Annotated in this window: 25 protein-coding genes; 6 read left to right on the forward strand and 19 right to left on the reverse strand. The window is 45.9% G+C overall.

Annotation, left to right across the window (positions count from 1 at the left end; genetic code table 11):
* Window positions 1-10 precede the first annotated feature (10 nt).
* From CWE14_RS09640 to rph, 4 genes are all read right to left on the reverse strand, one after another.
* Window positions 11-1,813, reverse strand: a complete 1,803-nt coding sequence (locus tag CWE14_RS09640) for an Lnb N-terminal periplasmic domain-containing protein (protein WP_198676572.1) — start codon at window positions 1,811-1,813, stop codon at window positions 11-13.
* A gap of 162 nt (window positions 1,814-1,975) precedes the next feature.
* Complete coding sequence (locus CWE14_RS09645) at window positions 1,976-2,449, reverse strand: DUF3015 family protein (protein ID WP_126799190.1); 474 nt, start codon at window positions 2,447-2,449, stop codon at window positions 1,976-1,978.
* Window positions 2,450-2,569: 120 nt separating this feature from the next.
* Entirely contained in the window at window positions 2,570-3,214 is a 645-nt protein-coding gene (pyrE, locus tag CWE14_RS09650; RefSeq protein ID WP_126799191.1) for an orotate phosphoribosyltransferase, read from the reverse strand.
* Window positions 3,214-3,927, reverse strand: a complete 714-nt coding sequence (gene rph / locus CWE14_RS09655) for a ribonuclease PH (RefSeq protein ID WP_126789492.1) — start codon at window positions 3,925-3,927, stop codon at window positions 3,214-3,216. Before rph ends, pyrE begins: the two co-directional genes overlap by 1 nt.
* Before the next feature lie 201 nt (window positions 3,928-4,128).
* On the opposite strand from rph, the gene CWE14_RS09660 reads away from it, so the two are divergent.
* Both CWE14_RS09660 and CWE14_RS09665 read left to right on the forward strand, forming a co-directional pair.
* Window positions 4,129-4,992: a YicC/YloC family endoribonuclease gene (locus CWE14_RS09660; protein ID WP_126799192.1), complete on the forward strand. Its 864-nt coding sequence runs from the start codon at window positions 4,129-4,131 to the stop codon at window positions 4,990-4,992.
* A 475-nt stretch (window positions 4,993-5,467) separates the two neighbouring features.
* Complete coding sequence (locus tag CWE14_RS09665; RefSeq protein WP_126799193.1) at window positions 5,468-6,619, forward strand: Fic family protein; 1,152 nt, start codon at window positions 5,468-5,470, stop codon at window positions 6,617-6,619.
* A 311-nt stretch (window positions 6,620-6,930) separates the two neighbouring features.
* On the opposite strand, the gene CWE14_RS09670 is transcribed toward CWE14_RS09665, so the two are convergent.
* Window positions 6,931-8,136, reverse strand: coding sequence for a hypothetical protein (locus CWE14_RS09670; protein WP_126799194.1), 1,206 nt, complete (start codon window positions 8,134-8,136; stop codon window positions 6,931-6,933).
* A gap of 45 nt (window positions 8,137-8,181) precedes the next feature.
* On the reverse strand, window positions 8,182-8,487 hold the full coding sequence (locus CWE14_RS09675; RefSeq protein ID WP_126799195.1) for a hypothetical protein: 306 nt from the start codon (window positions 8,485-8,487) through the stop codon (window positions 8,182-8,184).
* A 325-nt stretch (window positions 8,488-8,812) separates the two neighbouring features.
* Here CWE14_RS09675 and CWE14_RS14840 point away from each other — a divergent pair, with 325 nt between their 5' ends.
* Window positions 8,813-8,941: a hypothetical protein gene (locus CWE14_RS14840; protein ID WP_275065556.1), complete on the forward strand. Its 129-nt coding sequence runs from the start codon at window positions 8,813-8,815 to the stop codon at window positions 8,939-8,941.
* A 57-nt stretch (window positions 8,942-8,998) separates the two neighbouring features.
* Here the strand turns inward: CWE14_RS14840 and CWE14_RS09680 are convergent, their stop codons facing one another.
* The 3 genes from CWE14_RS09680 to CWE14_RS09690 all read right to left on the reverse strand — a co-directional run bounded on the left by CWE14_RS09680 (window position 8,999) and on the right by CWE14_RS09690 (window position 10,657).
* Complete coding sequence (locus tag CWE14_RS09680) at window positions 8,999-9,469, reverse strand: hypothetical protein (RefSeq protein WP_126799196.1); 471 nt, start codon at window positions 9,467-9,469, stop codon at window positions 8,999-9,001.
* Window positions 9,462-10,019, reverse strand: a complete 558-nt coding sequence (gene mobI / locus CWE14_RS09685) for a conjugative transfer protein MobI(A/C) (protein ID WP_126799197.1) — start codon at window positions 10,017-10,019, stop codon at window positions 9,462-9,464. Before mobI ends, CWE14_RS09680 begins: the two co-directional genes overlap by 8 nt.
* A 269-nt stretch (window positions 10,020-10,288) precedes the next feature.
* The gene (locus CWE14_RS09690; protein ID WP_126799198.1) at window positions 10,289-10,657 is read right to left on the reverse strand and encodes a hypothetical protein; all 369 of its coding nucleotides are present in this window, start codon (window positions 10,655-10,657) and stop codon (window positions 10,289-10,291) included.
* A gap of 261 nt (window positions 10,658-10,918) precedes the next feature.
* Here CWE14_RS09690 and CWE14_RS09695 point away from each other — a divergent pair, with 261 nt between their 5' ends.
* Window positions 10,919-11,716, forward strand: a complete 798-nt coding sequence (locus tag CWE14_RS09695) for a replication initiation protein (protein ID WP_126799199.1) — start codon at window positions 10,919-10,921, stop codon at window positions 11,714-11,716.
* 425 nt (window positions 11,717-12,141) lie between these two features.
* The gene (locus CWE14_RS09700; RefSeq protein ID WP_241972370.1) at window positions 12,142-12,381 is read left to right on the forward strand and encodes a helix-turn-helix domain-containing protein; all 240 of its coding nucleotides are present in this window, start codon (window positions 12,142-12,144) and stop codon (window positions 12,379-12,381) included.
* Window positions 12,382-12,567: 186 nt separating this feature from the next.
* On the opposite strand, the gene CWE14_RS09710 is transcribed toward CWE14_RS09700, so the two are convergent.
* The 10 genes from CWE14_RS09710 to CWE14_RS14895 form a co-directional block, all read right to left on the reverse strand.
* The gene (locus CWE14_RS09710; RefSeq protein ID WP_126799201.1) at window positions 12,568-13,617 is read right to left on the reverse strand and encodes a hypothetical protein; all 1,050 of its coding nucleotides are present in this window, start codon (window positions 13,615-13,617) and stop codon (window positions 12,568-12,570) included.
* Window positions 13,607-14,449, reverse strand: coding sequence for an HNH endonuclease (locus CWE14_RS09715; RefSeq protein ID WP_126799202.1), 843 nt, complete (start codon window positions 14,447-14,449; stop codon window positions 13,607-13,609). Before CWE14_RS09715 ends, CWE14_RS09710 begins: the two co-directional genes overlap by 11 nt.
* A complete protein-coding gene (locus CWE14_RS09720) occupies window positions 14,446-16,026 on the reverse strand; it encodes an AAA family ATPase (protein WP_126799203.1) in 1,581 nt (526 codons plus the stop codon). Before CWE14_RS09720 ends, CWE14_RS09715 begins: the two co-directional genes overlap by 4 nt.
* Entirely contained in the window at window positions 16,026-19,088 is a 3,063-nt protein-coding gene (locus tag CWE14_RS09725; protein ID WP_126799204.1) for a type I restriction endonuclease subunit R, read from the reverse strand. Before CWE14_RS09725 ends, CWE14_RS09720 begins: the two co-directional genes overlap by 1 nt.
* Before the next feature lie 5 nt (window positions 19,089-19,093).
* Complete coding sequence (locus CWE14_RS09730; RefSeq protein WP_126799205.1) at window positions 19,094-20,281, reverse strand: restriction endonuclease subunit S; 1,188 nt, start codon at window positions 20,279-20,281, stop codon at window positions 19,094-19,096.
* Window positions 20,282-20,283: 2 nt separating this feature from the next.
* The gene (locus CWE14_RS09735) at window positions 20,284-21,741 is read right to left on the reverse strand and encodes a type I restriction-modification system subunit M (RefSeq protein WP_241972371.1); all 1,458 of its coding nucleotides are present in this window, start codon (window positions 21,739-21,741) and stop codon (window positions 20,284-20,286) included.
* Window positions 21,742-21,773: 32 nt separating this feature from the next.
* A complete protein-coding gene (locus CWE14_RS09740; protein WP_126799207.1) occupies window positions 21,774-23,273 on the reverse strand; it encodes a type I restriction-modification system subunit M in 1,500 nt (499 codons plus the stop codon).
* The gene (locus CWE14_RS09745; protein WP_126799208.1) at window positions 23,273-23,500 is read right to left on the reverse strand and encodes a helix-turn-helix domain-containing protein; all 228 of its coding nucleotides are present in this window, start codon (window positions 23,498-23,500) and stop codon (window positions 23,273-23,275) included. Before CWE14_RS09745 ends, CWE14_RS09740 begins: the two co-directional genes overlap by 1 nt.
* 124 nt (window positions 23,501-23,624) lie before the next feature.
* Window positions 23,625-24,398, reverse strand: a complete 774-nt coding sequence (locus CWE14_RS09750; RefSeq protein WP_126799209.1) for a DUF3800 domain-containing protein — start codon at window positions 24,396-24,398, stop codon at window positions 23,625-23,627.
* Between the two features lie 77 nt (window positions 24,399-24,475).
* Window positions 24,476-24,610: a zinc ribbon-containing protein gene (locus CWE14_RS14895; protein WP_008488091.1), complete on the reverse strand. Its 135-nt coding sequence runs from the start codon at window positions 24,608-24,610 to the stop codon at window positions 24,476-24,478.
* Window positions 24,611-24,973: 363 nt separating this feature from the next.
* Here CWE14_RS14895 and CWE14_RS09760 point away from each other — a divergent pair, with 363 nt between their 5' ends.
* Window positions 24,974-26,098 (forward strand): Fic family protein, encoded by a 1,125-nt coding sequence (locus tag CWE14_RS09760; protein WP_126799210.1) that lies wholly within the window; start codon window positions 24,974-24,976, stop codon window positions 26,096-26,098.
* Window positions 26,099-26,153: the final 55 nt, after the last annotated feature.

The following is a 26,153-nucleotide window of genomic DNA, read 5'->3' on the forward strand; positions in this document are numbered from 1 at the left end:
AAGCATTCGATCACCAGTACAAACCAAGGTTTACATTCACCTGATACGACGAACGATCTCTTGATACTGCCATCCGAACGTCGTGTCGAGTTGAAAGCTGAACCCTGTGTGTCAGGTCCAAACGCCAGCTGCGACTATCCTCACCGCGTCCCGCGTTCTGATACGAGGCGCTGAGCAGGCTACGCTGGGCCCCTGACCAATCGTAAATAACTCCGGTCTGGATTTCGCCGGCGATAAATCCCTCTTGATAGCCGGTGCTTCTCAGTATACCGCCGAACAATGCGTAGCTTGTGAGGTCGCCAGTTTGCCAGGATTTACCTGCACTCATATGCAGTCCTGCGTCTAGGCAGTCACGACAGCCAAGCTGATTGCGACTTATTTGTGCTTTGGCTTGCCAGGCGAGAGAGCTTTGTATCGGTAAGCCTGTCTGCAGGGCATTCAGATTGGTCACGTTAAATAGCGTAGCCTGGGCTAGTTTCGGGGTACTGTCGTATATATCGAACGCTATCTGCATGATTTCCAATGCGGCGTATGGCATACGGGCATCGTTGCTTTCCAGCAGGTCGTAATGCAATGGACGAAAACTTAGCTGAAACCCTTCGCCTAACGAGTCTGTGTAAGTAGCTCCCAGACGGAAGATTGCCGATGGAGTGACCTCGTCCGGTGCGGGAGGTGTATGATGAGCAGTATCCGCACTGTCAGATGTCGGTAATTGGAGACGGGCCTGTAGCACCTGGTGTTGAACATCTTTTCCCAATTCAGCATGCTCGCTTTGCTGGATAAATAGGGCGTGGCTCGACAGTACCTCGAGCACCGCGGACTGACTCTCAGTGGGTAAGGCTTCAAGTCGCCCTCGACTCAGAGAAAACTGAGTTAACGCTGGCCACGCTTCACTGACCGCTGCTTGTTCCTGAGCAGTCAGTTGATGGTAGCTGTTCTCGGTTATACGTCGGCGTGATGGATAATAGTGAACCTCTTTACTATGAGGCGCAGCAAGTCGAATCACCTGTTCCGGTGAGACCCAGGGGGCATAACCAGCGGTAAGCTCGTCGTCAATAACCAGCTCTAAGGTGCGGCCTATACGGGAGGCGCAGTTCTGGCTCAAAAATAAGTAATCAAAATTTTGGCCAAGGACTTCATATAAGTGGGCGACCAGGAAAGCCCGCTCATGGTCGTCCAAATCCAACTCATAGAACCAGCTATCGCGCATCTGGCTCTCGCTATACAGCGAGGTATTGCGGTAGAAAGGGGCTTCTGAATAACGCGCCTGATAACCCCCAACCAACCCCTTTAGCATATAGGGGATCATGCCGTCGGAGGCAGGAACGTCTGCACCAAAATTCAAACTGGAATCCAATAAATGACTCGCAGTTACCTGGCTTGAATTGTTACTCGCCGGGGCTTTGATATGCAGTAAAAGATGACCAAAAAAAGAAGCAGGGTTTCCCAGGTAACCGGACGCAAAGGTTAAGCCAACCTCACCGTTGGCATGCTGACTTTCCCACTCTTGCCACTCCGGACAATGAATGTTTTCATTTGATTCAATCACTCCCTGCTGCTTTAGCCACATAGCGCGGGCAGGGAAACGACAACTGGCATGTACAGTTTCGGCTGAAAAAGGCTCGTTGAGCGCGTCGATAGTCGCGGCCAGTTCAGCGGCAGGGTTATGAGCACCGTTCTGCGCAAGAAAGAAGGATTCATCGTTTACCGCACTGCGCGGCTCGGTAAAAACGCCGTGGCGATCAAAATGCAGTAGTTTAAGCCAGGTGGGGTCACCCGCTAACTGAATGTGAACATCTGATTGAGCGAACACCTGGGGCGACAGTAAAGCAAGACTACAGGTGAAAACAAGAGCACGAAGAAACACAGCCATTTTAAGAATCAACGCTAGTACGACAAGGGAAGGATCAAAGGTGCGGAGTTATCCGCACCTTTTCTGGTAAGAGTTACCAATTACAGTCGTTAATAGCTCTGTTTAACCGCAAGCGACAGCTGTTTGCTGCAACGTCTGGTAGTAACTATACGCTTTATCAGCGTGATCTGCAGTTGGGTAGCTTTCAGCCGCTACGTCTTGGCGCAGGCCACTACGAAGTGCTTCCACGTTCTGGCTAGAGGCATCGCAGCCAACCAGATTGAGGGCGGTCACAACATGCTCACCACGACCTTGAGCGGTTTCAGCAACGAGCACGTCGTATGTGGTGTCGATAAAGTTAGCTACGTTAACTTCCTGGCTATTGCAGGTGTCCGGAGAAACGGTTGCTGAGGTAATAGCAGTGGTACCCGAGTCCCAAATGACGTTTGAAATAGCAGCGGCAGTCGTATTGTCATCAAAGATCATGGCACCGATGCCACAATGCTGCCATGGGTTGATTTCGCTTGCCTGAGCTTCTGAAACGAGGGCGTTAACGGAAAGTGCGGCGATTCCTGCCGCTATTAAAATTGACTTCATTTTAGGTTCATCCTTTTTGTAGTTGTATGCACATAAAGACATGATGCTTTATGCACATCCAACATACTAAAATGTGAACTTTCCGTAAACCGTTTTAAATTAGCCACTTAGACTATTCAGTCAGGAAATGCCGTATTGCTCGCGGTACGCGCTGACTTTTGCCAGGTTTTCGTCCTGACCAGGCTGCTCACTGAGGTAGGTAATCAGGTCGCCGAGCGTGACAATGGCAATTACTTTCGCCTTGTAGTCACGTTCCACTTCCTGAATCGCACTCAGCTCGCCTTTGCCTTTTTCCTGCCGGTCTAAAGCAATCAGCACACCAGCCAGGCTGGCGCCGTTGGCCTCAACAATGTCCATTGACTCGCGAATCGCGGTACCGGCGGTAATTACGTCATCCACCAGCATAATCCGGCCGTTTAAGTCCGCACCCACCAGATTGCCGCCTTCACCGTGGTCTTTCTTTTCTTTGCGGTTAAAGCAGTACGGGACATCTTTGTTGTGGTGCTCGAACAGGCTGATCGCGGTCGCACTGGCGATAGGAATCCCTTTGTACGCCGGACCAAACAAGACATCAAACTCGACCCCTGAGTCCTGCAGGGCCGCTGAATAGTAGCGGCCCAGGCGGGCTAGATCAGCGCCGGAATTAAACAGCCCGGCATTGAAAAAGTACGGGCTGGTGCGGCCAGACTTCAAGGTGAACTCACCGAATTTGAGCACGCCTTTGCTTAAGGCAAATTCAATAAACTCGCGTTGATAGTCTTTCATTAATTCAGCGCCTCTTTTTGGATCTCGTTGAGCTCACGAATTGAGTGGCGGGCCAGGTCAATCATGGCATTCATCTCGTCCATGCTGAAGGGTTCACCTTCCGCAGTGCCCTGCACTTCAATCATTTTGCCAGTGTCTGTCATCACCACGTTCATGTCGGTGTCAGCGGCTGAGTCTTCTTCATACTGCAGGTCAGATATAGCGTCGCCTTTGTAGATACCAACAGAAATCGCCGCGACCATGGTTTGCAGCGGGTTCACTTTAATCATGCCTTTGTTGCGCATATGGTTCAGCGCATCGACCAGGGCCACGCAGGCACCAGTAATGGATGCAGTGCGGGTGCCACCGTCAGCCTGAATGACGTCACAGTCAACCGTGATGGTGTGCTCGCCAAGGGCGCTTAAGTCGACTGCGGCGCGCAGTGAGCGGCCAATCAGACGTTGAATTTCAAGGGTACGACCGCCTTGCTTACCACGGCTGGCTTCACGGCCGGAGCGGGTATGAGTGGCACGTGGCAGCATGCCGTATTCGGCGGTTATCCAGCCCTGGCCTTTGCCTTTTAAGAAACGTGGTACGCCGGTTTCAACGGTGGCGTTGCAGAGTACCTTGGTGTCGCCAAACTCAATCAGCACGCTGCCTTCTGCGTGACGAGTGTAGTTGCGGGTAATAGTTACCGGGCGAATTTGTTGAGCTGTACGGCCGTCAGGGCGCATAAGATACCTCGTTGCAGATGATAAGTGGAATAGGGGTCGAAAACGCGCCCATTATAGGCATTTTGGCCAGCAAGCGCCATGCCACTGCTGTTTTTGCCCGCCTGACGCAGGTATACTTAGCCCATTACGGCCACCCAAACCAATCGAGTGTGGCCATAAGTTGATGACTTACAATACTACTTAGTAAAAGGACAGCCTCTTATGATCTGCAGCATGACCGCCTACGCCCGCCACGAAATCAAAGGCGACTGGGGCAGCGCCGTGTGGGAACTGCGTTCCGTTAACCAGCGTTACCTTGAAACCTTCTTCCGTTTACCCGAGCAATTCCGCGGCCTCGAAACCGGCTTGCGTGACCGCCTGCGTAAACGCCTGGCGCGCGGCAAAGTTGAATGCAACCTGCGCTTTAATGCCAATGAAGGCGCGTCCACCGAACTGGTGATCAACGAAGACCTCGCCAAAGCCGTGATTCGTAGCGCTGAATGGGTGCAGTCAAGCGGTGGTAACGGCAGCATGAACCCCATTGACGTATTACGCTGGCCTGGCGTTATCAACGCCCCTGAACTCGACATGGACAGTCTGCAAAGCGAACTCATGGCCGGTTTCGACACCGCCATGGACGACTTTATCAGCGCCCGTGCCGCCGAAGGCGCCAATATGCGTAAATTGATTGAAGACCGTTTAGACGGCATTCACAAACAAGTCGTCTTTGTTCGCGGCCATATGCCAACCGTACTCGAGTGGCAACGTGAGCGCTTACTGACCAAGTTCAAGGAGGCGTCGATCGAACTCGACCCGCAACGCATCGAACAGGAAATGGTCATGCTGGCGCAAAAAAGCGACGTCGCCGAAGAGCTCGACCGCCTCGACTCACACATCAAAGAAGCACGCATCGCCCTCAACAAAGGCGGCGCCTGCGGCCGCCGCCTCGACTTCATGATGCAGGAATTCAACCGCGAAGCGAACACTCTCGGCTCCAAGTCAATCAACGCCGACATCACCGCCGCCGGTGTTGAGCTCAAGGTTCTGATTGAGCAGATGCGGGAGCAGATCCAGAATATCGAATAATTTTCTCTACGCTGTCTGATATTTTCCTGAAGCTTCCAAAGCCCTTTTAGATAAAGGGCTTTTTTGTTTCTGAAGCTTCCCAGTTTTTCCGGTGCATTGCAAAATAGTGGTGAGTCCGGCGGTGAGTTTGAAACAGTTGTGTAAAACCAGATTGGTGAGTACCTTTCTAGCCGTAGATTAAATAGAGGTACGCGACTGGGCGTTATCGCTTGATGAAGCTAACGGTGTGACTGCGATTTTCCGAAAGCATACTGTTGGCGAACGTGCTACAAATCACAGTCTTAAGAGTGTGGAGGGCATCTACGACTAGTATGACGACTACGAGGAGCGAAGCCTGGCGCTCCAGAAGGTGGCAGATGTGATTAAGCCGCTGGTTTGGGTGGGTTTTTAGTAGTCCAAGGCTGTTCTGGTCAAGAGCAAACTCAAGGGTTAAAGTAACTTAATTAGCGAGATTCCCTCGAAAGGAAGTCAAACAATGAAATTCGAAGAATTCACTAGCGGTGAGAAAAAGCAACAGTATCAATATAAAAGCTTTTCACCGGTCACAGTAAACCGTGAATGGACGTGGGAAGATCCGGTAATTAACACTCTGCTCGAAAGAGCATCGAGGTCATTAGCAGAGCTTGATGCTTTTACGCTTATAGTGCCTGATGTAGATCTTTTCATTCAGATGCATATTACGAAGGAAGCTAATAACTCATCACGTATTGAAGGAACTCAGACCCAAATTGACGAGGCGGTATTAGATGCTGAACAGATATCGCCAGAGAAAAGGGATGACTGGGGCGAGGTACGTAATTATGTTCAGGCCATTAATGAGGCGATAGCAGAGCTTGAGCAAACGCCGTTGTCTAACCGACTTTTAAAGCATACTCATGCCATTTTGATGCAGGGCGTTCGAGGCGAGAACAAATCACCCGGTGAGTTTAGAACAAGTCAAAACTGGATTGGCGGGAGCGGTTTAACCGACGCAGCATTTATACCACCACATCAGAGCGAGGTGGTTGACTTAATGAGCGACCTCGAAATGTTCTGGCACAATGAGAATGTGAACGTACCTGAGCTGATTCGAATTGCCTTGAGCCATTACCAGTTCGAGACGATTCATCCATTTTTAGATGGGAATGGGCGAATCGGGCGCCTTCTAATCACGCTTTATTTGGTTAATAAGGGCTTATTAAGGAAACCATCGTTATATCTCTCTGAATTTTTTGAGCGAAATAGAGGTAGCTACTACGACGCTCTGACCCGCGTTAGGGCATCTAGCGATATTATCCATTGGGTAAAGTTCTTTCTATCCGCAGTTATCGAGACAGCGAATAGAAGTAAAAAGACATTTGAAAACATTCTTGTTCTTAGGCAAGAGTTGGATGCACTGATGTTCACGTATGGTCGACGTGCGGAAAATGCTCAAACGATCATCAGGCAACTCTATCGAAAGCCAGCCATCACAGTGAATGAAGCAGCTAAAATTTTAGGGCTCACTCATACTGCTGCAAATGAGCTTCTCAGAAAAATGGTTGCCGATAGTGTTCTTGAAGAAATTACAGGTTACCAAAGAAACCGTGTATTCATGTTCACACGCTACCTTCGCTTGTTTGCTGATCATGTTAATGATGATCGTTAGGTAGCGATAGGAGGTGTGTGAGTTAGTGCGCGAGCCGTAGTTTTCTTTGATGTGGTGTTCTATGTGTGCGATTTACTTCTAAAACTTTGTATACAAGTACCATATCAAAGTTATAGGCAGTCAATCTTGCATAAGAAGTATCATAGGAGACTTTAAACGACTTGCAGCATGATCTAGACACGAGTGCGTTAACGTCCAGAAACTTGCATAGAGATAGTTATATGCAAGTTTTAATGGTTTAAATTCGTATATAGATTTCTTCGTACAAGTTTTAATGACTAAAACTTCTATAAAATTCTGGATAAAGCCTTTTAGGCTTCTAACTTTTGAAACCAGTTTTCGGTGCGTAGATCTACATATGACCATCGCCTAATTGTTTCTGGATCCAGACCTACCAAATCAGCAAAGTACGTGTACATTAAGTCAGCAAAGCTACTGTATACAATCCAACTCGCGTCTTCTCGTTGAACCAACGCTTGTAGAAGTGGAATTATTGGAGCCTGTGGGTGGTTTAACTTCTGTTCGAGTAGAAAGTTCAATGTGTCTTTGATGCTCCGTCCATCATGAAAAAACGTGTTACGGAGCTCTACAATAAATTTGGCTGTAACTCTCGATATACCTAAGCGTCGACTGATTTTATCGTCTTGTAATTTTTTCCCTTCAAACAAAGCCTCAAGAGCAACGAAGCCATTTAAAAGTCGATCATCAATAGTTCCGCTGTTTCCCGCCATCTCAGTTAAAAATCTCAGATAGGTTCGAGACTTGGGGTTTTTCTCAATAAACGCTTTTATATGAATGAGAGAAGAGCTGGCGTTTGTATTTAGCGCACTAAGGCTTACCGTCGAATGGTCTACAAGATTCAGATGTGCTTTGTTCTCGCTCAGCTCAGCTAAAAAACTAACTTTTTGCCGAAGGTACAGTTCTAAGGTCAGGCGAAGTGTTTCCTGATGTTCGCTTGAAATTTTGTCTTTAGCATCAACAACGATGATTCCAGCTAACGAGGGGTGTGTATTACCGTAAGACTGGATTTTTACTATCTGGTTACCAAGGGCGAGGCTTGTTCGAAACGCTTTTATATTTTGGGCTGCGCCAATAAACATAAATTGGTAGCCCGTAAGAGGCTCAGAGGGTTCGAAGTCGAACGTCAAGCTGGAACGGCTTAAGGTGAGATATCCAGCTTCCAGCGTCAACGTATGTCGTTTCCCTGGTTTGTGCGCGAGTTGTGTAATCAATAACGGTCCATTTTCATTAAATGAAGACAAGTAGTTTAAGTGCACGTTTGCGAGGTCGGTAGCTGACAATGTTCCGGCGGAACTCTCGACTTTAACATTTTTTAGAGCTGGACTTCGGGCGCTGAGAGCTAGCTTTTCTAACTCAAAGGGTTTATCTGAACCGACCGGTGAGCAATGAATACGTGTTCGTCCATTAACTGCTTGAATGACTAACGCAACTTGAACTATACGCTCTGTATTATCGCAGTGAAGCTCCCCGGTCCCGTATAAATCAAAGAAAGACATGAGTTTCACCTTATCAGTAAGTTGGTTTTTGATTTTCGGCGCGTCTCACTGGCGTTTTATCCTATTCAAAAACGACACGATCTTTCCAGCGTTCAGGGGAGTTTCATCGATGCCAACTTCGTTCCAAAATTCAACGAGTTCGAGTTCATGCGAGTTAAGCGGTCGGCCTCCACTGGTTCCACCGGGGCAACTACCAGCTGATAGACCCAAATTAATATCGCCGTATACGATTGAAATCTTCACGCATACAGGCGTTCCATCTCGCTCAAGCCCTTTAATAGTGCCGTTAACCCAGCCCGCTAAACTATTGTCCCATTCTCTGGACTGCTCGTTGATTACGATCTTAATCATTGCCCTTCCTTGTATTATTCTGTTGCTAATAAGGTGTTACTTAGGAAGGGGCGACTGCGAACTGCCCCTTAAATGTCTTAGTTCGGGGTTGAACGGTAATGCTCAGGGACTTTTGTACCATCCTTTTTCTTATAGGCTGGTACATGAACCTTTTTCTTACCACCACTCGTCTGCGCCATGTGATTTACCTCATGGAAGATTTAACGAAGTTGTATCAGCAAGGTACTAGCCAGATCCTTACCTTGTGGATTACTTGGGGTTTATTGGTTAAAATTTCAACTGCTTGTGTAAGTTTGTTCACAAAATTTTTAAAGGAGGAGCAAAAATGGTGGATTTCTCATGGACAGCAATCGGGTTTGGAGCGTTTGCAGCGGTGGTGCTGGGCTTTTGTACGCTGATGTACCTAAATGCAGATAATCTTGAGCGTTTAGCGAAACAGCTCTTCAAGCGTTAATCGAATTGGTGTACCGGCGACGATATGGCCGCCGGTTCCCATAGGAGGTTTGTGCTGTCAGAGCCGTTTTAGACTCATGCGCAGTCCGCGGTGTTTGCTGATGGAACTGCGCAGCGCCTTTTGATGTTTGTAGAGCAGATTCAGGCTAACAATAAACCGTTGGTACATATCGCGTTCCCACTCAGGAATCTTGCCGAACGCGTTGCAGCTAATCTCATTGTATTCGATGCGCTTTGGATTCATACGGCCGCCAAAGAATATCAATCGATTCCAGACGTGCGAGATTCCTTGTCGTGAGTTTACGAGCCCGAGTTCATACTGGAACGGGTACTTCATTTGAAGCTCTTCAGCCGCGCATCGGTGCGACTCAACAAAGATCTTGGCTATGTCATCGGCGAAACTATCTAGCTTCTTTTTCTGCGCATGAAACCAGTCTGGCAGGTCCGATAAGTCGTCCGGCGCAATATCAAAGCCTGGAAATTCAGGAAGGTGTTGGTTGCGCAAAAATTCATAGTCGTAGTTATGCATGAGTGGGCTCCTCGAATTCTGCGATGTGCCGTTCAAGTGAATCGAGTAACCTCAAATTCATCTGCGTTTTGCGGCGTATGACCGTCAGATTAGCGTTAAGGCGACGAATTAACTGAAATCCGTACTCTGTGTCGAGAATGATAGGCAACTCCCAGTCATGGGCCTTTGAGAAGGCCCTTGAATAATAGTTAAATTGCCCATCTTTGGGGATGTGATGACTTATGACGCGATGTCTAGCAGTGCCATCGTTCAGTCGTTTGAACTGGTTGTAATACCATGACAATTCAAACTTGGGGCCAGACAGCCGGGCGCGACAGCCGTAATGCCCTGGATATCCTTGGGTTTCCAGTGTTCGGTGAGCCCGATTATGTGCCCAGAAATGATCAGCGGCGCGGTGACCTAAATACATAAAACGCGCCTGATCGACCCGGCACATTTCATGTGTTGCTTGGGCAAATTGCCGACAGTTAGCAAATGCCTGTTCTGTTAGTTTTGTACTGGCGTTACGCATTTCGCTTTGCCATGAATCAATTACTGCATCGTAGTTCATAGGTTTCTCCGTTGTGTTGAACTGGGGGAAAATCCTACAGCTACGAGTGTCGATAGCAGGCACGCCTAATTGACCCTTTTGGGCGGAAACAGCCGATTACCTAAAAAACTTTCCCAACGCTTGCCCAGGGAACTCTCCAATCTCTATCCCAGATAACTTATCTGATGTGGGAAATGGTTCATCCGTCCCACGAATTTGAAATGGAAATTTGCGGTTTGAGCCCAGAATAATGTGGGAAGTTCGTTTGACGGGTATTCGGTTGGTAGTTCCTAGCGAAAATCGTCATACATGTGGTACATCGGGTGGGTTGGGTCGATGAATGGATCTCCGTCGTACTCTGAGTCAGAGTTATTCGGGTCTGATGAACAGGATATTGTCTGCTTGTTTCGACCATGAGTCTTGGTGGTGGATGATTTACTTCCAAAGTATTTTTCAAAATCAGCATTAGGCACCGGTGCAAAACATCGGCAGGCGGCTCCAACTAACTCTTTATATGCAGTTAATACGAGTGCTAACGTATTAATCAACCCTGTGAGTAACCAACACACAGGAAGGTAGCCAAAGCTCGATATCCAAGCCTCTCCACCGCCGATGACTAAAAGTAAAAATGAAGAGCCGAGCCACATTTTTTTGAGCATTGACGTTCTCCCACGTTGCACACCAACCAGCTTATCAGAACGCTCAAAACTGCAACTGCCAAATCAACGAGCACAACCAAATCTTTCACATGTGAAAGATTTTCCCCGCTCATGGGTCAGTATGGAGCAACGTAGCGAAAAAATTTCCTACTAGAAGGCTGTAATTGCCGAAATTGGTCACGAGCACAGGCGTGGCTATTTCCCAAGGCGATCAACAATAGGCTTATAAAGTCATTGAACATGAGAAACATTGTTGTCGCTATGAGTAGTAAGATTGAACGGATAGTGAAATTGATGGATGCGCAGAGAGAGGAGGGAAAAGTAAGCTTTTACCCTAGCTTGCTCTGCCAACTATCGCTACCGATGGCACGAACTAGCGCACAACTTTTCCTTCGCGATTCTGGCAAGGTTAAGTTAAAACTGACGTCTAGTGCCGAACTGCCATACGGGTCAATACCGCGTCGCATTCTCTATTTGATGGCAAATCACATTGATGGTCGTGGCATTGTCAGCTGGCCAGGTTCTCAAGCAAAATTGCTTAAGAGCATGAGCTTAGGAACGAGCGGAGCTGACGTTACGCGGTTAAAAGCGCAAATATCAGCGTTGACTAGATTGCGTATAACGCTCTTACGCGATGATAAAGAAATCTTCCGTAATGAGGCGCTTCTGGATGTTGTGAACGGACAAAGATTTCCTCAGTTTTCCGACGCGGCCAAACTGTATATTATGCAATCATTGACGCCAGTGGATAATCGCACCGCAATAGCACTGATTCAAACCCCCTTTGCATTCGACCTATACGTCTGGCTAACCTGGCGTTCTGTATCACTTAAAAAGCCGGTTACGCGTATTTCGTGGCGTCAATTGCACCAGCAGTTTGCAAGTTGCCAAGGATTAAGTGCGTTTAAGCAACACTTTAGGCGGCAGCTGAGTCTTGTTGCTCTGGCTTACCCCTCTATTATCGGTAAAGTGAACTGCGAAACCGACTTTCTCCAGCTAAGACGTTATTCACCTCACGTAAAAGCCAGAGTTTCCTCTAAAGACAATCTATCCATATAAATTGCTGAGCAAGCTGACTTATCCACGTGCGTTTACCTTGAATCCTTCTAGCGGCAATGAACTGAGCTGTAACCTGCTAGCTTGCTATTTATTGCGTCTTGAGATCACGTGGGCCACACGTGCATGCGCCTTTGGTAACACGTGTGTTTATCGATAAACCGCGTGCTTCTGCCTATAGCTGCCGGTCACTGATTTCCCGCTAGCCGGGGATGATTAAGGCACGATGCAATAAGCGACATGCAACCAAGTAATTTCAATTAAGAAACAACTAAACAATTATTAGCAACACTGAAAGTGTGAATAAAAATTTGAGGTAACCAGCTGAAATTGCCCAAAACGGACAATTAGAGACCGATGGTTGCGACTGGAGTCGGGGTAAGCTGCGTATGTGAACAGGCAAAAATGGCTATACAGGAGAAACCATAATGTCACCCGAAATTAAGATGATGAGCTCAGCTATTGCTGAGATGAAAAAGATCCAGTTAGTGACTAAGGAATATATGACTGCAGAAGAGTGCGCCCGATACCTTGGACTGTCGCGCTCAGCGATTTACAAGCTAACCCATCGCAAGGAGATCCCGTTTTACAAGCCGTCCAAACGCGTAATGTTTAAGCGGACCGATATCGATGCATGGATTCAGAAAAGTTATGTGCAAACAAAATAGCCCGATGCTCTCTGCGCCGTTTGATCAGTACATTAATGACAAGCTGAGAGAAGAGATAACCGGCATCAGCCGGACAACATGGTGGAGGCTTGAGCGTCAAGGCAAAACGCCCCCCTTGTATTGGGTTGGGTCCTTGAAACGCTGGCTGCTTTCGGAAATTTTAACTTGGACTGAGTTACATGCGAGTTAGGATAGTGAAAGAGGTCCAACGTTGCTTTTTTGTTTTTGTACAATATGGACTCTTAACAGATCAACTGTTTTAAGCAACCTCGCTTGGAATTCCTCAATCAAGAAAGGAAGTTGCTCATTTATCTTGTTATCTGAGCCATAAAACAAATTTCGATTCTTGTGAGTATAGAATCTGCCGTTCTCGTCTTGATCTGGAATGAGTACGAACTTCTCAATACACTGCTTGGCGGAGATGAGCCGATATACTTTTGGCTCGTCATCTAAAACCCCGTCATGAATAATATGATTTCGGAGAGTTTGGATTTTGTTTATTAAACTACAATCTTCAAATAAAGTATTTTCTGTATTGTTCAAAGTCAATTTTCTCCTATCGCCGAACAAAAGTCCTTTGGAGGCAAGTTTGGGATACGAATTGAAATTTGATTTCAAATTTTCCGTCTCAAACGCTAGTTTTGTCGCGTAATCAAGTAGGCTATGTAATCTGATAAAAATAAAACCGAGCAGAGCGTGTATCTTAGTAACCACTGGTGAGGTTACAAATCGAAGGCCATCTTCTTCCTCTATAGTGGGATAGAAAAGTTGCTCTAGATTCAATGCTTGGAAAAACTCCCCCTGAAGCTGCATTATTTCTTTGCTGCATTCTTGTATGCCGCTCACGAGTTTCCTACAATCGAACAAATAAAGGGCTTTGTGAACAGGAAGGTCTTTAGGTAGAGATGAAATTATTTGGTTAAATACATCTTTAGATATCTGAGATTCAGAGTTAGTTCCAGCAGTCGACAAGAGTTCTGGTGAGGCCCTTAGAAATTCATAAAAAAGATCTAAACTGCCAAATATGATTTTTGCCAGATCGTTTTGAAGATGAGCGCACGCAGTATCAATCTCATATAGTTTATTACCTGAAGTAGGGTACCAAGCCCCTTGTGGGTCGCGAGAGAAGTATAGCTGCCCTTCTAGTATTTCTGCAGTAGATACAGGAATTCCACTTAGCGAAAGATATATATTTTCCATTTCCTGCTCAGAAGAGTTGTTCGGACTAAAAATCATGGGTATATAGAGCTTGATACATGCAGCGTCTCCAATGGTTGACGAAAATGAAACTTTCGATAGGGATCGAGAAAATTGATTCTTTAATCGTTCTTTCGTCTATTCCTTTTAAGCGAAGCCGCTTGAACTGGGTTAAAGCTATCGGAAGCTCTTCAGCAGCTTTAGTAGCAAATTTTTCAGCTAGTTCAAAAGCTTCAAAATGAAACTTTGCTCTCGCTGTGTCGATGGCGTTCCAAGCCTCTGGAGGCTTTGCATAGAACCGGAACTCTCCTACCTCATCATCGTTATCTGAAGGAATGTATTCTGCAAAAACCCACTGCTCATCAAAAAAATGCTGGGCGTCCTCGTATGGATGGAGGGCTTGTTTCTCTGCGTTAATTGCAAACGATTGTCCCTTAGCACCCATATTACAGTCGCGACATGCAGGAACTAAGTTCAGAGGTAGAATTGAAAATTGCGAAAAACTTCGTTTCGGTAAGTAGTGATCAAGATTTTTCGGGAACCCTATACCTCCACAGAAGGGACATTTTCCGGCTGCGGCATTTTTTATGGCATCATATATATCCCTAGCCGGTTTATTCTTTTTTGAGAAGTAGTTGGGATAAAGCTTTGCGATGTTATCGTGAGTGACAGCTTGAAAAACATGAGTATTTGCCTCGAATTCAAATAATGACCCATTATCAATTCGGTCTAAGTATTGCTGCTCCCACGCTGAGAAGATATTCTGCTCACTTCTAACGGCCTGGCGAAGGGGGGTATCTCCAGTTATTCCTACCGTTACTTTTTCAATGGAATCATCTGAATTATAATTGGGTTTATCTAGTTGAATCATTTCTTCATGGTCTCTCTAGTTGCAAGCAAAACTTTAAGTATTGCCCTCCCTTCCATCCCTATTTGTCGGTCATATCTTTGAATTATTTCATCGTATGGCTTGCCAGTTTCAACAGAACTTTTAAGTAATTGATGAAAACCAGAGCGTTCTACATCAAGCCCAAAGACTTCGCTGGTCAGTATGCCCACGTTTTCACCAAAAGTTTCTATTCTTGGCCGTTCGACCTCGATACTGATGCCCTCACGATGAATTTTCCAGGCGCAGGATTTCGGTATTTCTTGTAAAACAACAGGTGAATGAGTTGCTATAATTGCCACCCCATTGCGGTCTAATAGCAGATCAGATAGAGCTCGAATGAACGCTGACAGTAAAGGTGGATGAAGGTGGCTCTCGGGTTCATCAAGTAAAACTAAGGTTTTTTCCTCCACCGTCGCAACAAGCTTGGTAATAGTAAGGAAAACGATTGCGTGTCCGGAACTCATTTGGTCTAAAGTCGGAGTTATTTCTTTGTGGAAAGCACCTTTAAAGTTCTGACTATCTTCACTCTTTTCGAATTTTGCTTTGAGCGAATGAAAAGTATGGTGTAGTTGCTTTAGCTCCTCTGCAGAAAAGCTACCGTCTAAGCCCAGCTTGTCGATGGCGGCAAGCCAACGTTCTGATTTTTTAGAGTTGTGAAAGCAATCGGCCAAAGCCTTCACAGCATCGTACTGCATAGACGAAATAGTTCTGTGGTAGTCCGGTTTATCCGGCTCTTTGAGGCCGAGATAAAAGTAGCAGGTTCCTTTTGCGGGGTCAGAGCGCTCTGTCGGCGGTACAAAAGGGTCAAACGCGCTAAAGGATACAGATACTAGGCTGCTAAAGTAATCATCCTCAATTTCTCGCTCTTCAAAAAAAGGTGATGCTCGATAGTTGAATCTTCCTTTATCAGAAGCTCGGCCGGTGATTGTATCGATCATCCCGTTTAAAATGGTTGTCTTACCCACACCATTTCTTCCAATTAAAGCGTGGACATTTGTTGTCGGTGTTGAGTCGACGTTGACTTCAAATTTAAGGGAGAAGCCACCAAATTCAGGGTTACCCTCTCGAGTATAGGTAAAGTCAAAATCAGTTCTCTCTGCGCCGCCTTCTAGGATGCGTGCATATTGCCCCTTGACAACTGATAAGCTAGAGCCTCTTAGTAGAGATGTGCTGAAGACATCTTCTTCCGCTACCTTATCGATAATGGAATTATCGTAAACAATGTCTCTAGTGCGTTCGAGAAATGCCGTTCTTAGGTCAGCAGGAAGGTCAGAAAGTACCTTGTAGTATTCGATTGATTGACCAAGTGAGAAAAACTCCTCAGTTAGGCCTTCAAAATGAGTTTCTAATTTTGAATGCGTTGAAACCTCGTCAGTTTGATCGCGGAATCCAATTTTGACTTGAGTAAGATCATGAGCCTCCCCTTTGCTATCGTAAACCATCACATCAAACATGGTTACAAATGAATAATCATTCCAATTATCAATGCGGAGATATACGCAGTTGCGTTCTTGGGCAGGGAAAGAGGATTTGCTGGAGATTACATGAAAGGTTAGCATCAATAATGCCCCTCAATATAAGCATAAGCTTTATTGAAAAGTTCTTTGTCCTTACCAAGCCCAAACTGTGCGAGTGTGACGATAAGAGCCTTCTGTATCTCGCGAGGGCCGCTGTTTGATTCTTGCCAGCCAGGAAAGCGAGTTGCTTTTACAATTTTATCAATTTGCTCTACAACATCGCCAATTAACTTCGGGGTCGTCTCCGGTCTTGTCTCTATGAACAGCTTGGTGAGTGCTTGCTTATTATCTTCCTCGGTAACGACGGCATCACCAGTGTCGCGTTCTGCTTTGACGGTTTCTTTTGCAGCGTCTAACAGGCCTTTTAGCCAATCGATGGCTTTGATTACACCGGACTCGTAGTCTTGGCGCAGTTTTTCTAAACGTTCACCTAGCTCTATGAATTTTGGGTCTGCGTGTCCACGAAGTCGCCCCATAAGGTCAATCTCGAGACGTTTTGCTCTTTGCTCTTGCTCTTTGTCGGTAAGCGTGAAAATTGCATGCTCATCCATAACCAATTCTTCGATATCATCCCGAATCCGGTTAATATCGGTATGCTCATGAATCATTTTAATAGTTTCAGGGCCTAGAGCTGCCCATACCAAAGAGCCTGTTTGCCCAACGGGTCTTGCTGATTCGTAAATTTGAGCCAGCCATTTATAGTCGGCTCTAAATGGCGCTAGAAATGAGTCGGGGTTTATTGCGGACCACAGTTTAGCCAGAACACCGAAGCTTTGGGCAAACTCATCGCGCTTCTCGTTAGTCGGTATGCACTCTTGTGCCGCCATAATGCCTTCAAAGCCTTCCTGAGTTCTATCGACACCAGGGAAGTACGCAAGACATTTATCCAGTTGAGTTGGGAATAGCTCTTTGAACGCTTCAATTCCTTCAACCACTCCCTCAATTTCATCAGGATTGTAAGCAAGCGCTGTCCGCAGGTTCTCAAAGACCCCGAGATAATCAATGATTAATCCCATGTCTTTACGCACTTCGTCATTTTCATACAAGCGATTAGTCCTACACATAGCCTGCAGAAGTGTATGGTCGCGCAGAGGTTTATCTAAGTACATGCAATAGCAGATAGGGGCGTCGAAGCCAGTTAGTAGTTTTGCTGTAACAATCAATAGCTGAAGCGGTTGGTTAGGATCCTTGTAACTCTCGATGAGGTCTTTTTGAAGTTGGTCATCCCCATCGATTTGTTGCCAGCGCTCAAAATCATTCTTTTCGACGGGTAACCCTAAATCATCATGCCACTTGCGCCAATCTTTATTAACTTTGCCCTTTTTATCACCTTCAGTTGATTTAATCGGCGCCTGGTCAACATTCATAACCACTTCGACAGCATCGAAGCCAAGCTTCTTGCTTAAAAGGTAATACATCTGAACGCATGCATCACGGTCATAGACCACTACCATGCCTTTCATTTTCTTGGGCATAACATGAGTCGTAAAGTGGTGTGCAATATCAGAACTCACCGCCTCCATGCGTTTTGGCGCTTTAAGCATAACAGCGAGCTTTCCAGCACGTTTTGATAACGCCGCTCTCTCTTCTTCGTCTAAGTCATGTTCTTCAGCTAGGCGTTCAAACTCCTCATTAATAGCGTCTTGATCAACACGCAGTTCTGCAAGGCGAGGTTCAAATTTAACGGGGTTGGTTGCGCCATCACGAATAGATTGCTTATAGCTATATCGATTCATGTAACGGCCCGGATCTTCTTCCGCGCCAAATAGCTTAAAGGTGTTTCGGTCAATGCCTGAAATAGGTGTTCCAGTCAAACCATAAAAGTGTGCATTGGGAAGAGCCCAGCGCATCTTATCGCCAAGTGAGCCTTCTTGAGTGCGGTGCGCCTCGTCAACCAGAACAATGATGTTATCGCGATCGTTCAAGCCCTTGGGGTTACTTTCATCTATCTCGACATCTTTAAATTTAAAAATGGTTGTAATAAGGATACCGCGGCTATCTTGCTCAATATGTTCACCGAGTTTTTTACAGCTTTGAACTTTCACTAAGTTTTTGACATCCGCTCCACCAAATGTCTCGCTGATCTGGGAGTCGAGATCCCTCCGATCGACCACCACGAGAACGGTAGGATTCTTGAGATCATTATCTGCTCGCAACATTCTTGCTGCGTATAACATCAACAGTGACTTACCAGAGCCTTGGAAATGCCAAATTAGTCCTTTGCGTGGGTAGCCTTTCTTAACTCGCTCAACGATTTGCTTAGCCGCTTCAAACTGAGGGTAACGAGGGAGAATTTTTATACGCTTGGGAGGACTATTCTTGCCAGTCTTAATGGTTGAGAAGAGAGCGAATGATTCAAGGAGCTGCAGTAATGTTTGGGGGTTCAAAAGTCCTTCGCTACTATTTAGCACTGCTCCCATCCCCGGCACTATATCCTCTGCTTGTGCAGTATTGTGCCAAGGGCCCCAATCTTTTACCCGCGCATTGATGGCGCCGTAGGCAAAGGTTTTGCCTTCACTAGCAAAACACAGCAGGTTGGGCACAAAGTAGGGTTCAACGTTCTTCCAGTAGTTCTTTTTACCGCCCATAAAATCGGCGGCGCCGTCTTGCCAGGTAACGCTCGGGCGGGTAGCGGTTTTCACTTCGCCAAGCACCAAGGGGATACCGTTCACATAAAGCACAATATCAAAATAGACTTCAGTGGCCGCGATATAGTGCACCTGCTGCGACACCACAAAGTGATTGTTGTCGAGATTGTCGAAATCAATCAGGTTGATGGTGATGTGGTCGCCGTTCTCGCCAAAGGGTAAGGTTTTCTCGGCCATTAACCATTCATGAAAGTTCTCGTTGGCTTTTACCAAGCCAGTATGACGCGACTCTAAAATTACACCACGCAGTTTGTAAATCACTTCGTCCGCGTAATCCGGTTGTTTGGCAATGTCAGGGTTTAACGAACACAACGCGTCTTTCAGCCACTCGTCAACGAAGATATCCTGCGCTTGTTTGGGCAGGTTCTCACCGTGGCAGTACGTCCACTTTACGCCACTTAAAGCCTTTAAGCGGTCAATAATTCCATTTTCTGTGACGGTTTGTTCGTTAAACATTTTTATTATAATTCCCTATCGATTATTACTTGTCTCAATTTGACCGATTTAATAAGTGAGTCATCTTGATGCCAAATAACGCCATAAGATTGCTGAAATGCGCTAATTATACTCTCTTGGACAGCAATAGGAGGAAGTGGGAGCTTTAACTTTGAAAAACTATCCTTATTAATTTTTTTCATACTTCCACTAGTACCTGCTGCAATCGATTGAATAGCTCTTCGACCATACGGAGACATCAGATAAAACATCAAGAAGTCCTTCTTGATTAAGCGTTCATCTACGTTCAATCTCCACATAGTATCTGGAAATATCGTGTCTCCGACGCCCCTTGAACTTTTGTATTTTCCAACTAACCCAACCAATTCAGAGGTGTTAGAACGAGATATGAATAAATCTCCTGTGCTGCATACTTTGCCTTTTAAAAAATGCTCTTCAGTTATATTCTTTAAAGTGGTTTCTCTAAAGCCTACTTTAGATAAGCTATTCAAGTTAAGCACATACTTCCCGGTATGCTTGGACGTTTCAACTGGTGAAAATCCACTTTCAGGTGTTGAAGTGAGTATTTTTTTTACAGTCGAAGCAGACCAACCACAAGGCAAAGAAACTCGCTTTTCTTCTCTTGGATCGAAGTAATTATCAAATATCCTTAAGCCAATCGCATAGAGGAACCTTTTAGCTGCCTGAATAGACTCGAAATAAAGCCTCTCATTATTCGCAAGTGAATCCAAAGCTGCCAGCGTAGACTTCTGTTGATCTATGCGCGGTAGTTTGAACTCCAACTTACTTAACTCACCCCACTTGACTCTAGATGAGAGAGAACCAGCCGAATTTGAAATAACTTTTTCCATAAACACGGATGATTGCATAAAGTGGGGTAAGTACCTATCGAGCATATAGGAGTTTTTTCGAGAACGGATAACCATTGCATCAGCAGAACAAATTCCATCAATAGGGCTAACAGAAACCCTTTTTAAATATGTATTTCTTCTGCTAAAAATAATATCGCCTTCCCTTATTTTAAAAGCTTGAGTCTTTAAGGCAATCTCCGCTCCCCACTCATGAACATAAAAATATCCAGGGCGCAAGTGTTCGAGCCCAATAAAGCTACCGGAATCCTCAGGTGATGGAGTCACTCTATCCATAATCTGCTCAGCAATTTCACCAAATTTAACGGTTTGTTTATCACTCATTACTACACTTCCCCACCGTTAACTTCAAACCCAAGCTCATTTATGCTTTTAAATAACTTATTGGCCTGCTTTTTCAACTGCACACGGCTGACTTTCCATGCCTCGATGGCATGTTCAATGTCGTGCACTTCGCTATTGTTTTGTGCTTGCACATAAAGCGGGATCGATAGGTTGCAGAGGTTCTCTTTAATGGTATCGATATCCACCAAAGCGGTAATGTCGCTTTGTTTCTCAGGTTTAAAGTAAGCCTCGCATAGCACGGCTAAATCATCATCCGATAAGCGGCTGTGGGCACGCTCGCGGGTAACGTGTTTCACGCCATTGATAAACAAAATCTTGTTTTTGCGCTCAGCGGGTTTATTGCAGTTAAGCACCACCACGCAGGATTCCATCGGCGAGTTGTAAAACAGGTTGGGCCCTAGGCCAATCACCGCTTCGATAATGTCGGACTCAATCACTTGTTTACGGATGCTTTGCTCGGAATCGCGAAACAACACGCCGTGTGGCCAGAGCATGGCGGCGCGGCCAGTGTCGGGCTTCAGGCTTTTAATGATATGAGTGTAAAACGCATAGTCGGCACAGCCTTGTGGTGGCACGCCGTAAAGGTTACGGCCGTATGGATCGCCAGCGAACTTATCGCGGTTCCACTTTTTGATGGAGTAAGGAGGGTTAGCGAATATCACATCAAACTGCTTGAGCTGGTCGTTTTCAATAAACTTGGGTTCAGCCAGAGTATCGCCGCGTAACACATCAAACTCTTCAATGTCGTGTAAGAACATGTTCATGCGCGCTATAGCCGACGTGAGCAGGTTAATTTCTTGTCCATACAAATGAACGGTGCGCCACTCCTCGCCTCTGGAACGCAAATCCATTACTGCATTGAGTAACATCCCTCCCGTACCGCAAGTCGGGTCATAGGCTGTTTCGCCTGGCTTCAAGTCCATGATACGTGTCATTAAATGCACGACTGTGCGGTTGGTATAAAACTCAGCCGCAGTGTGACCTGAATCGTCCGCGAATTTTTTGATGAGATACTCGTAAGCTTCACCTAAATCATCTTGTGCAACCGACTTAATACCAAGAGGGATTTTGCTAAAGTGCTGAATTAAGTCAGCGAGCAAATGGTCCGGCAACCGTTGCTTATTGGTCCACTGGGCGTCACCGAATACGCCATGCAATCGGGGGTTGTTTGCTTCGATCAAACGTAAAGCGTTTTGAATCGCTTCACCAATATTCTTACTCGTGTTGCGAACAGACTCCCAGCTCGCTTCTTTAGGGATGTCAAAACGATGAAACATGGGCATCGCCGCATATTCAGCATCGTCGTGAAGTTCTAAAGCTTCAACATACTCCTCGAGATATACGTCCGACAAGCGTTTGTAAAACAACAGTGGGAAGATGTACTGCTTATAGTCAGATGCATCGATTTGGCCGCGAAGAAACTCAGCTGCGCCCCACAACAAATCCTCAAGTTTTTTCTGGTTTAGCAGACTCATAACTCAAATCCTTCTTTTATGAGAAGCTCTTCTAATTCACTCTCTGCCTTCTCAAGTGCTGCTAGCTTTTCTTGAAAATCACGCAAAACTTCTTCTACCGTGATAGTCTCCTCTTCTAAAGGCTTCTGCACATACCGAGCGATATTGAGGTTAAAGTCATTATCTTTTATCTCATCTATTGGCACCCAGCGAGCAACACCTTCAACCTCTTGAGCTGCCGGACCTTGCTGTTCCATATCACTGTATATTGCGAATATTTCATCGGCTTGGTCATTAGACAGTGTATTTTGTGCTCGTCCTTTGGTGTAGATTTCCTCTGCATTGATAACCAAAACATTATTGAGGTGTGAAGCGGGGCGTGACTTGCGCAACACTAGAATACATGCAGGAATACCCGTTCCATAAAACAAGTTTGATGCAAGCCCTATGATGGCTTCAATACGGTGATCTTGGAGCAGTTTGCTTCTGATCTTCCCTTCTGCCGCACCTCTAAAAAGCACACCATGAGGCAGAACTACAGCCATTCGACCAGTGTCATTCAATGACGCAAACATGTGCTGGACCCAAGCGAAATCACCGTTGGTTTTTGGGGCGAGACCAAACTGATTTCTGCCATAAGGGTCAGAGCCCCAAAGACTGTGACCCCACTCTTTGAGACTGAAAGGTGGGTTTGCTATGACGCAATCAAAATGTTCTAGACGGTCATTCAATAAGAACTTAGGCTCTCGCAGCGTATCACCTCGGACAATCTCAAAATCTTCCTGCCCGTGAAGAAACAGGTTCATTCGTGCAATGGCTTCTGTGGTGAGGTTCTTCTCTTGCCCTTTAAGCTTTAGCAACCGGGGATCGCCATCATTTTCTTTAACGTGATGGATGGTTTCAAGAAGCATGCCGCCAGTACCACAAGCCGGGTCATAAATACTTTCACCCGCTTGTGGATCAAGAATGTTGACCATGAGGCGGACAATGGTCCGGGGAGTATAGAATTCTCCGGCTTTTTTGTTGGCTTTATCGGCAAATCGCTTAATCAGGTACTCATACGCCCGTCCCATATCATCATCACGGACACTGGATACACCAAGGTTCACTTTATTGAAGTGGTCTAACAGTGTGCTTAGGAGCTCATCAGATAGACGCTCTTTGTTGGTCCAACTTGCATCGCCAAAAATACCGTGCAGTTTGGGATTAGCCAGCTCGATACCACGAAAAGCATCTTTTAGACCCTGGCCTACGTCGCGAGTGCACTCAAACACATCTTTCCAATTGCAACCTTCCGGTATTTGTATTCGATGAAACATCGCGCCTTTTGCTAGCTCTGCATCACCGACCTGCTTCATTGCGTCTTGAAGTTCTTCATCATAAACATCGCAGATGCGTTTAAAAAATAAAATAGGAAAGATATATGTTTTGTAATCAGACGCATCAATGGGCCCCGTGATGATATGGGCTGCGTGCCACAGCTGTGCTTCTAAATCCTTTAACTTTATTAATGTCATTATTCGTCCATTACTAATCGTTGCTGGCTTGAAGACCTTTGCAGCAAGTCATGAACTTCGCAGTCAAAAAGGCCGCACAGCTTATCGAGCGCTTCTAAATCAATTTTTTGCGCGGTTTCTTTATACATGAGGGTAATCGTATTCCGACTTAATCCAGTTTCACGGATCACGTCGCTGATACGCATTTTGTGATCACCCATCATGCGGGCGAGGTGGCAGCGAATCATGTCTTACTCCAAGAATTTCTATAAAACTGCGACAAAACTAACACGATTCCATTTTTATGTGAATAATTTCAGTTGAAATCAAATTATTTGTGTTTTTATTGACTTAGAGGTTGGCCGTGGTGGTTTATGACACTTGCTCGCGGGTTATGTATTTTACATCTAAGTTGGGGTCGACATGCTCCGTAGATGGTTGAGCTCGATATTCCTCTCCAGGAAAATGCCAAATATTGAAGTCAGCATTTGGATAAGTATCGTGGTGTAAATTGCTCCAACCCAAACATTCCGCAATTTTGCTTATAGCTACTAATTTGCCCTCGTGAATTTCAGCTTTGCCTTGGGTCAACCACAGGTTATGGGACGCATTAACTGCTCCGGTGAGTAAGTCGGCCACTTGAATCAGTAATTCGGCTTTAGAATCGCATTTGGTAACAGAATTGATCCGTCCCAAGCCTTTCAACTGACGGTTGGCTATTATCTCAACAACCTCATGTCTTTTGTTGTATGCATCCGATTTATCATCAATTTTGGCTTTGATTTCTGAATTCAAGCGTCGAGCACAGAAATCCATTAACATGGTATAAGACTTGTAAAATGCTTCTTCTTCATTTTTATGCCAATTCCTGTAGTGTTCTTTCCACGTAACTTTGCAGATGAATGATGCAGGGGACGACATTATCAAGCGAACGACGTCTATCATAAAGTTAATTACTGCGTAGCTTCTTTTAACGCGTGACCACTTAAGCTCTCGATCAGTTGGTAAATTATGCTTCTCGATTAACTTGCTAATCTCGGCTTCAAACTGTTGAAGGTGCTGACGTGGAACAAGTACGCACCCAATTGTAAAACAACTGTCTGCATTTGAAATTCCGCTTTCGTCGGCAAAGAGAGAATATTCCATACGGTTTTATCACCTTAATACCGTTGTAGCAAAATGGGAGCTTTAGCTCCCATTGATTACATTTTCAGATCTTTCGTCTAAGGTGTATATTCAGTTTCGTGGCAGCGCGGGCATGGTGGTAACGTATCGTCGTGATCATCAAGCGTTACGCTCTCGCCGCAGTTGTCGCAGGTGTAAGTGCCCTTTCCAGGCTGTTCGCCAGTAGTAGACATGGTTTCTATCCTTTTAGATAAGCCCTAATAAAAGCTACATCTTTCACTGACTAGGGAAGTCAGTAATAAGCTAGACGAATAAGAAATTATCGAAAAGATAAGGTGTGGTCAAATTTTGAACTCTTCGATATGCATGTCTTCAGGTAAGGCAATCGGTGAGTATTGCGGTTAGCCTTATTCAATAAGCATGACAAATAAACCGTAATTTATTGATTTAATTGAATTCAAAGCGATGTTCAACAAGCAGATCCAGAATATAGAGTAAATTGCACAATGAGCCATTTAGGTCTACTATTTGACTCATTATGTGAGCCGATTAAATCATAGTAATCGGCTCATTGCTGCAATTAAGGTGAAAAAGCTATGGCGGCTAGCGAAACCCAACCTCCACAGTGGCTCTGGCAGTGCCAAGATTGGCCCAACTTTCAATGGCGGGATACCGAGCTACAACCATTGCTTCGGCGTGTTTACGATCACCTGGGGCAATTGAAGGGCCGAATGGCTTTAGTCGAGGGGCGTGAGGAATTTACGCTTGATGCTTTGCTTGCGAATATCGTGGCATCATCCGCGATTGAGAGCGAAAAGGTCGACGTATACGGGGTCCGTTCCTCTCTTGCGCGGCAGTTGGGTGTTGATGATCAGAATCCCGTGAAGGTATCAGCGCAAAGTGAAGGGCTTGCGAGCTTAATGCGCGATGCTGTTACGTCGTGGCAAAAGCCTCTTTCAATCGAAACCTTATTGCAGTGGCATCGCTGGTTGTTTCAAGGTCATTCGTCGCTGATGCAAAAAGTAGAGCCTGGCCAGCTTCGGGGTGAGGCGCCCATGCAAATTGTTTCTGGCCCGCTGTTAACCCCCAAAGTGCATTTCGAGGCACCGCCCCGCGCTGTTGTGGAAAAAGAGCTTGAGCAGTTTGTCGGCTGGTTCAATGAAACCGAACATAGCGACCTTGACCCTATTGTGCGGGCAGGCATCACCCACCTTTGGTTTGTCACTGTTCACCCATTCGAAGATGGCAATGGGCGTATTACTCGCGCGCTCACTGATCGCGCGCTTGCGCAGGCAGATCAGAACAGCATTCGTTTATATGCCATGTCGGAGGCCATTCTGGAGCATCGTAAGGCTTACTATGACGTACTTGAGCACACCCAAAAGCACGGTATAGACGTCACCGATTGGCTGAAATGGTTCATCGAAACGCTAACGCTTTCGGTCGAAGGTGCGTTGGCGAAAATCGAGCGCACCCTGGTTAAAACCAAATTCTGGGCGCGCAATGCCGACAAGCCATTATCAGAGTCACAACGTAAAGTGCTCAACCGGTTGTTAGATGGCGATTTTGAACATGGCGTCAACGCAACCCAATACCAGCGCGTCGCCAAAGTAAGTAAAGCCACTGCCACCCGACACTTAACTGATTTGGTTGAACAAGGTGTTATAGAGAAACTTCCTGGTGGCGGGCGGAGCACAAGGTATCGGGTCACAGCGCGCTGACCCATTTTTGAGCAACCTTTGCTCGTGTTGGGGCGGGTGTCGACCCAACTATCTG

It is taken from the genome of Aliidiomarina soli (genome assembly GCF_003986975.1).
GTDB classification, from domain to species: domain Bacteria; phylum Pseudomonadota; class Gammaproteobacteria; order Enterobacterales; family Alteromonadaceae; genus Aliidiomarina; species Aliidiomarina soli.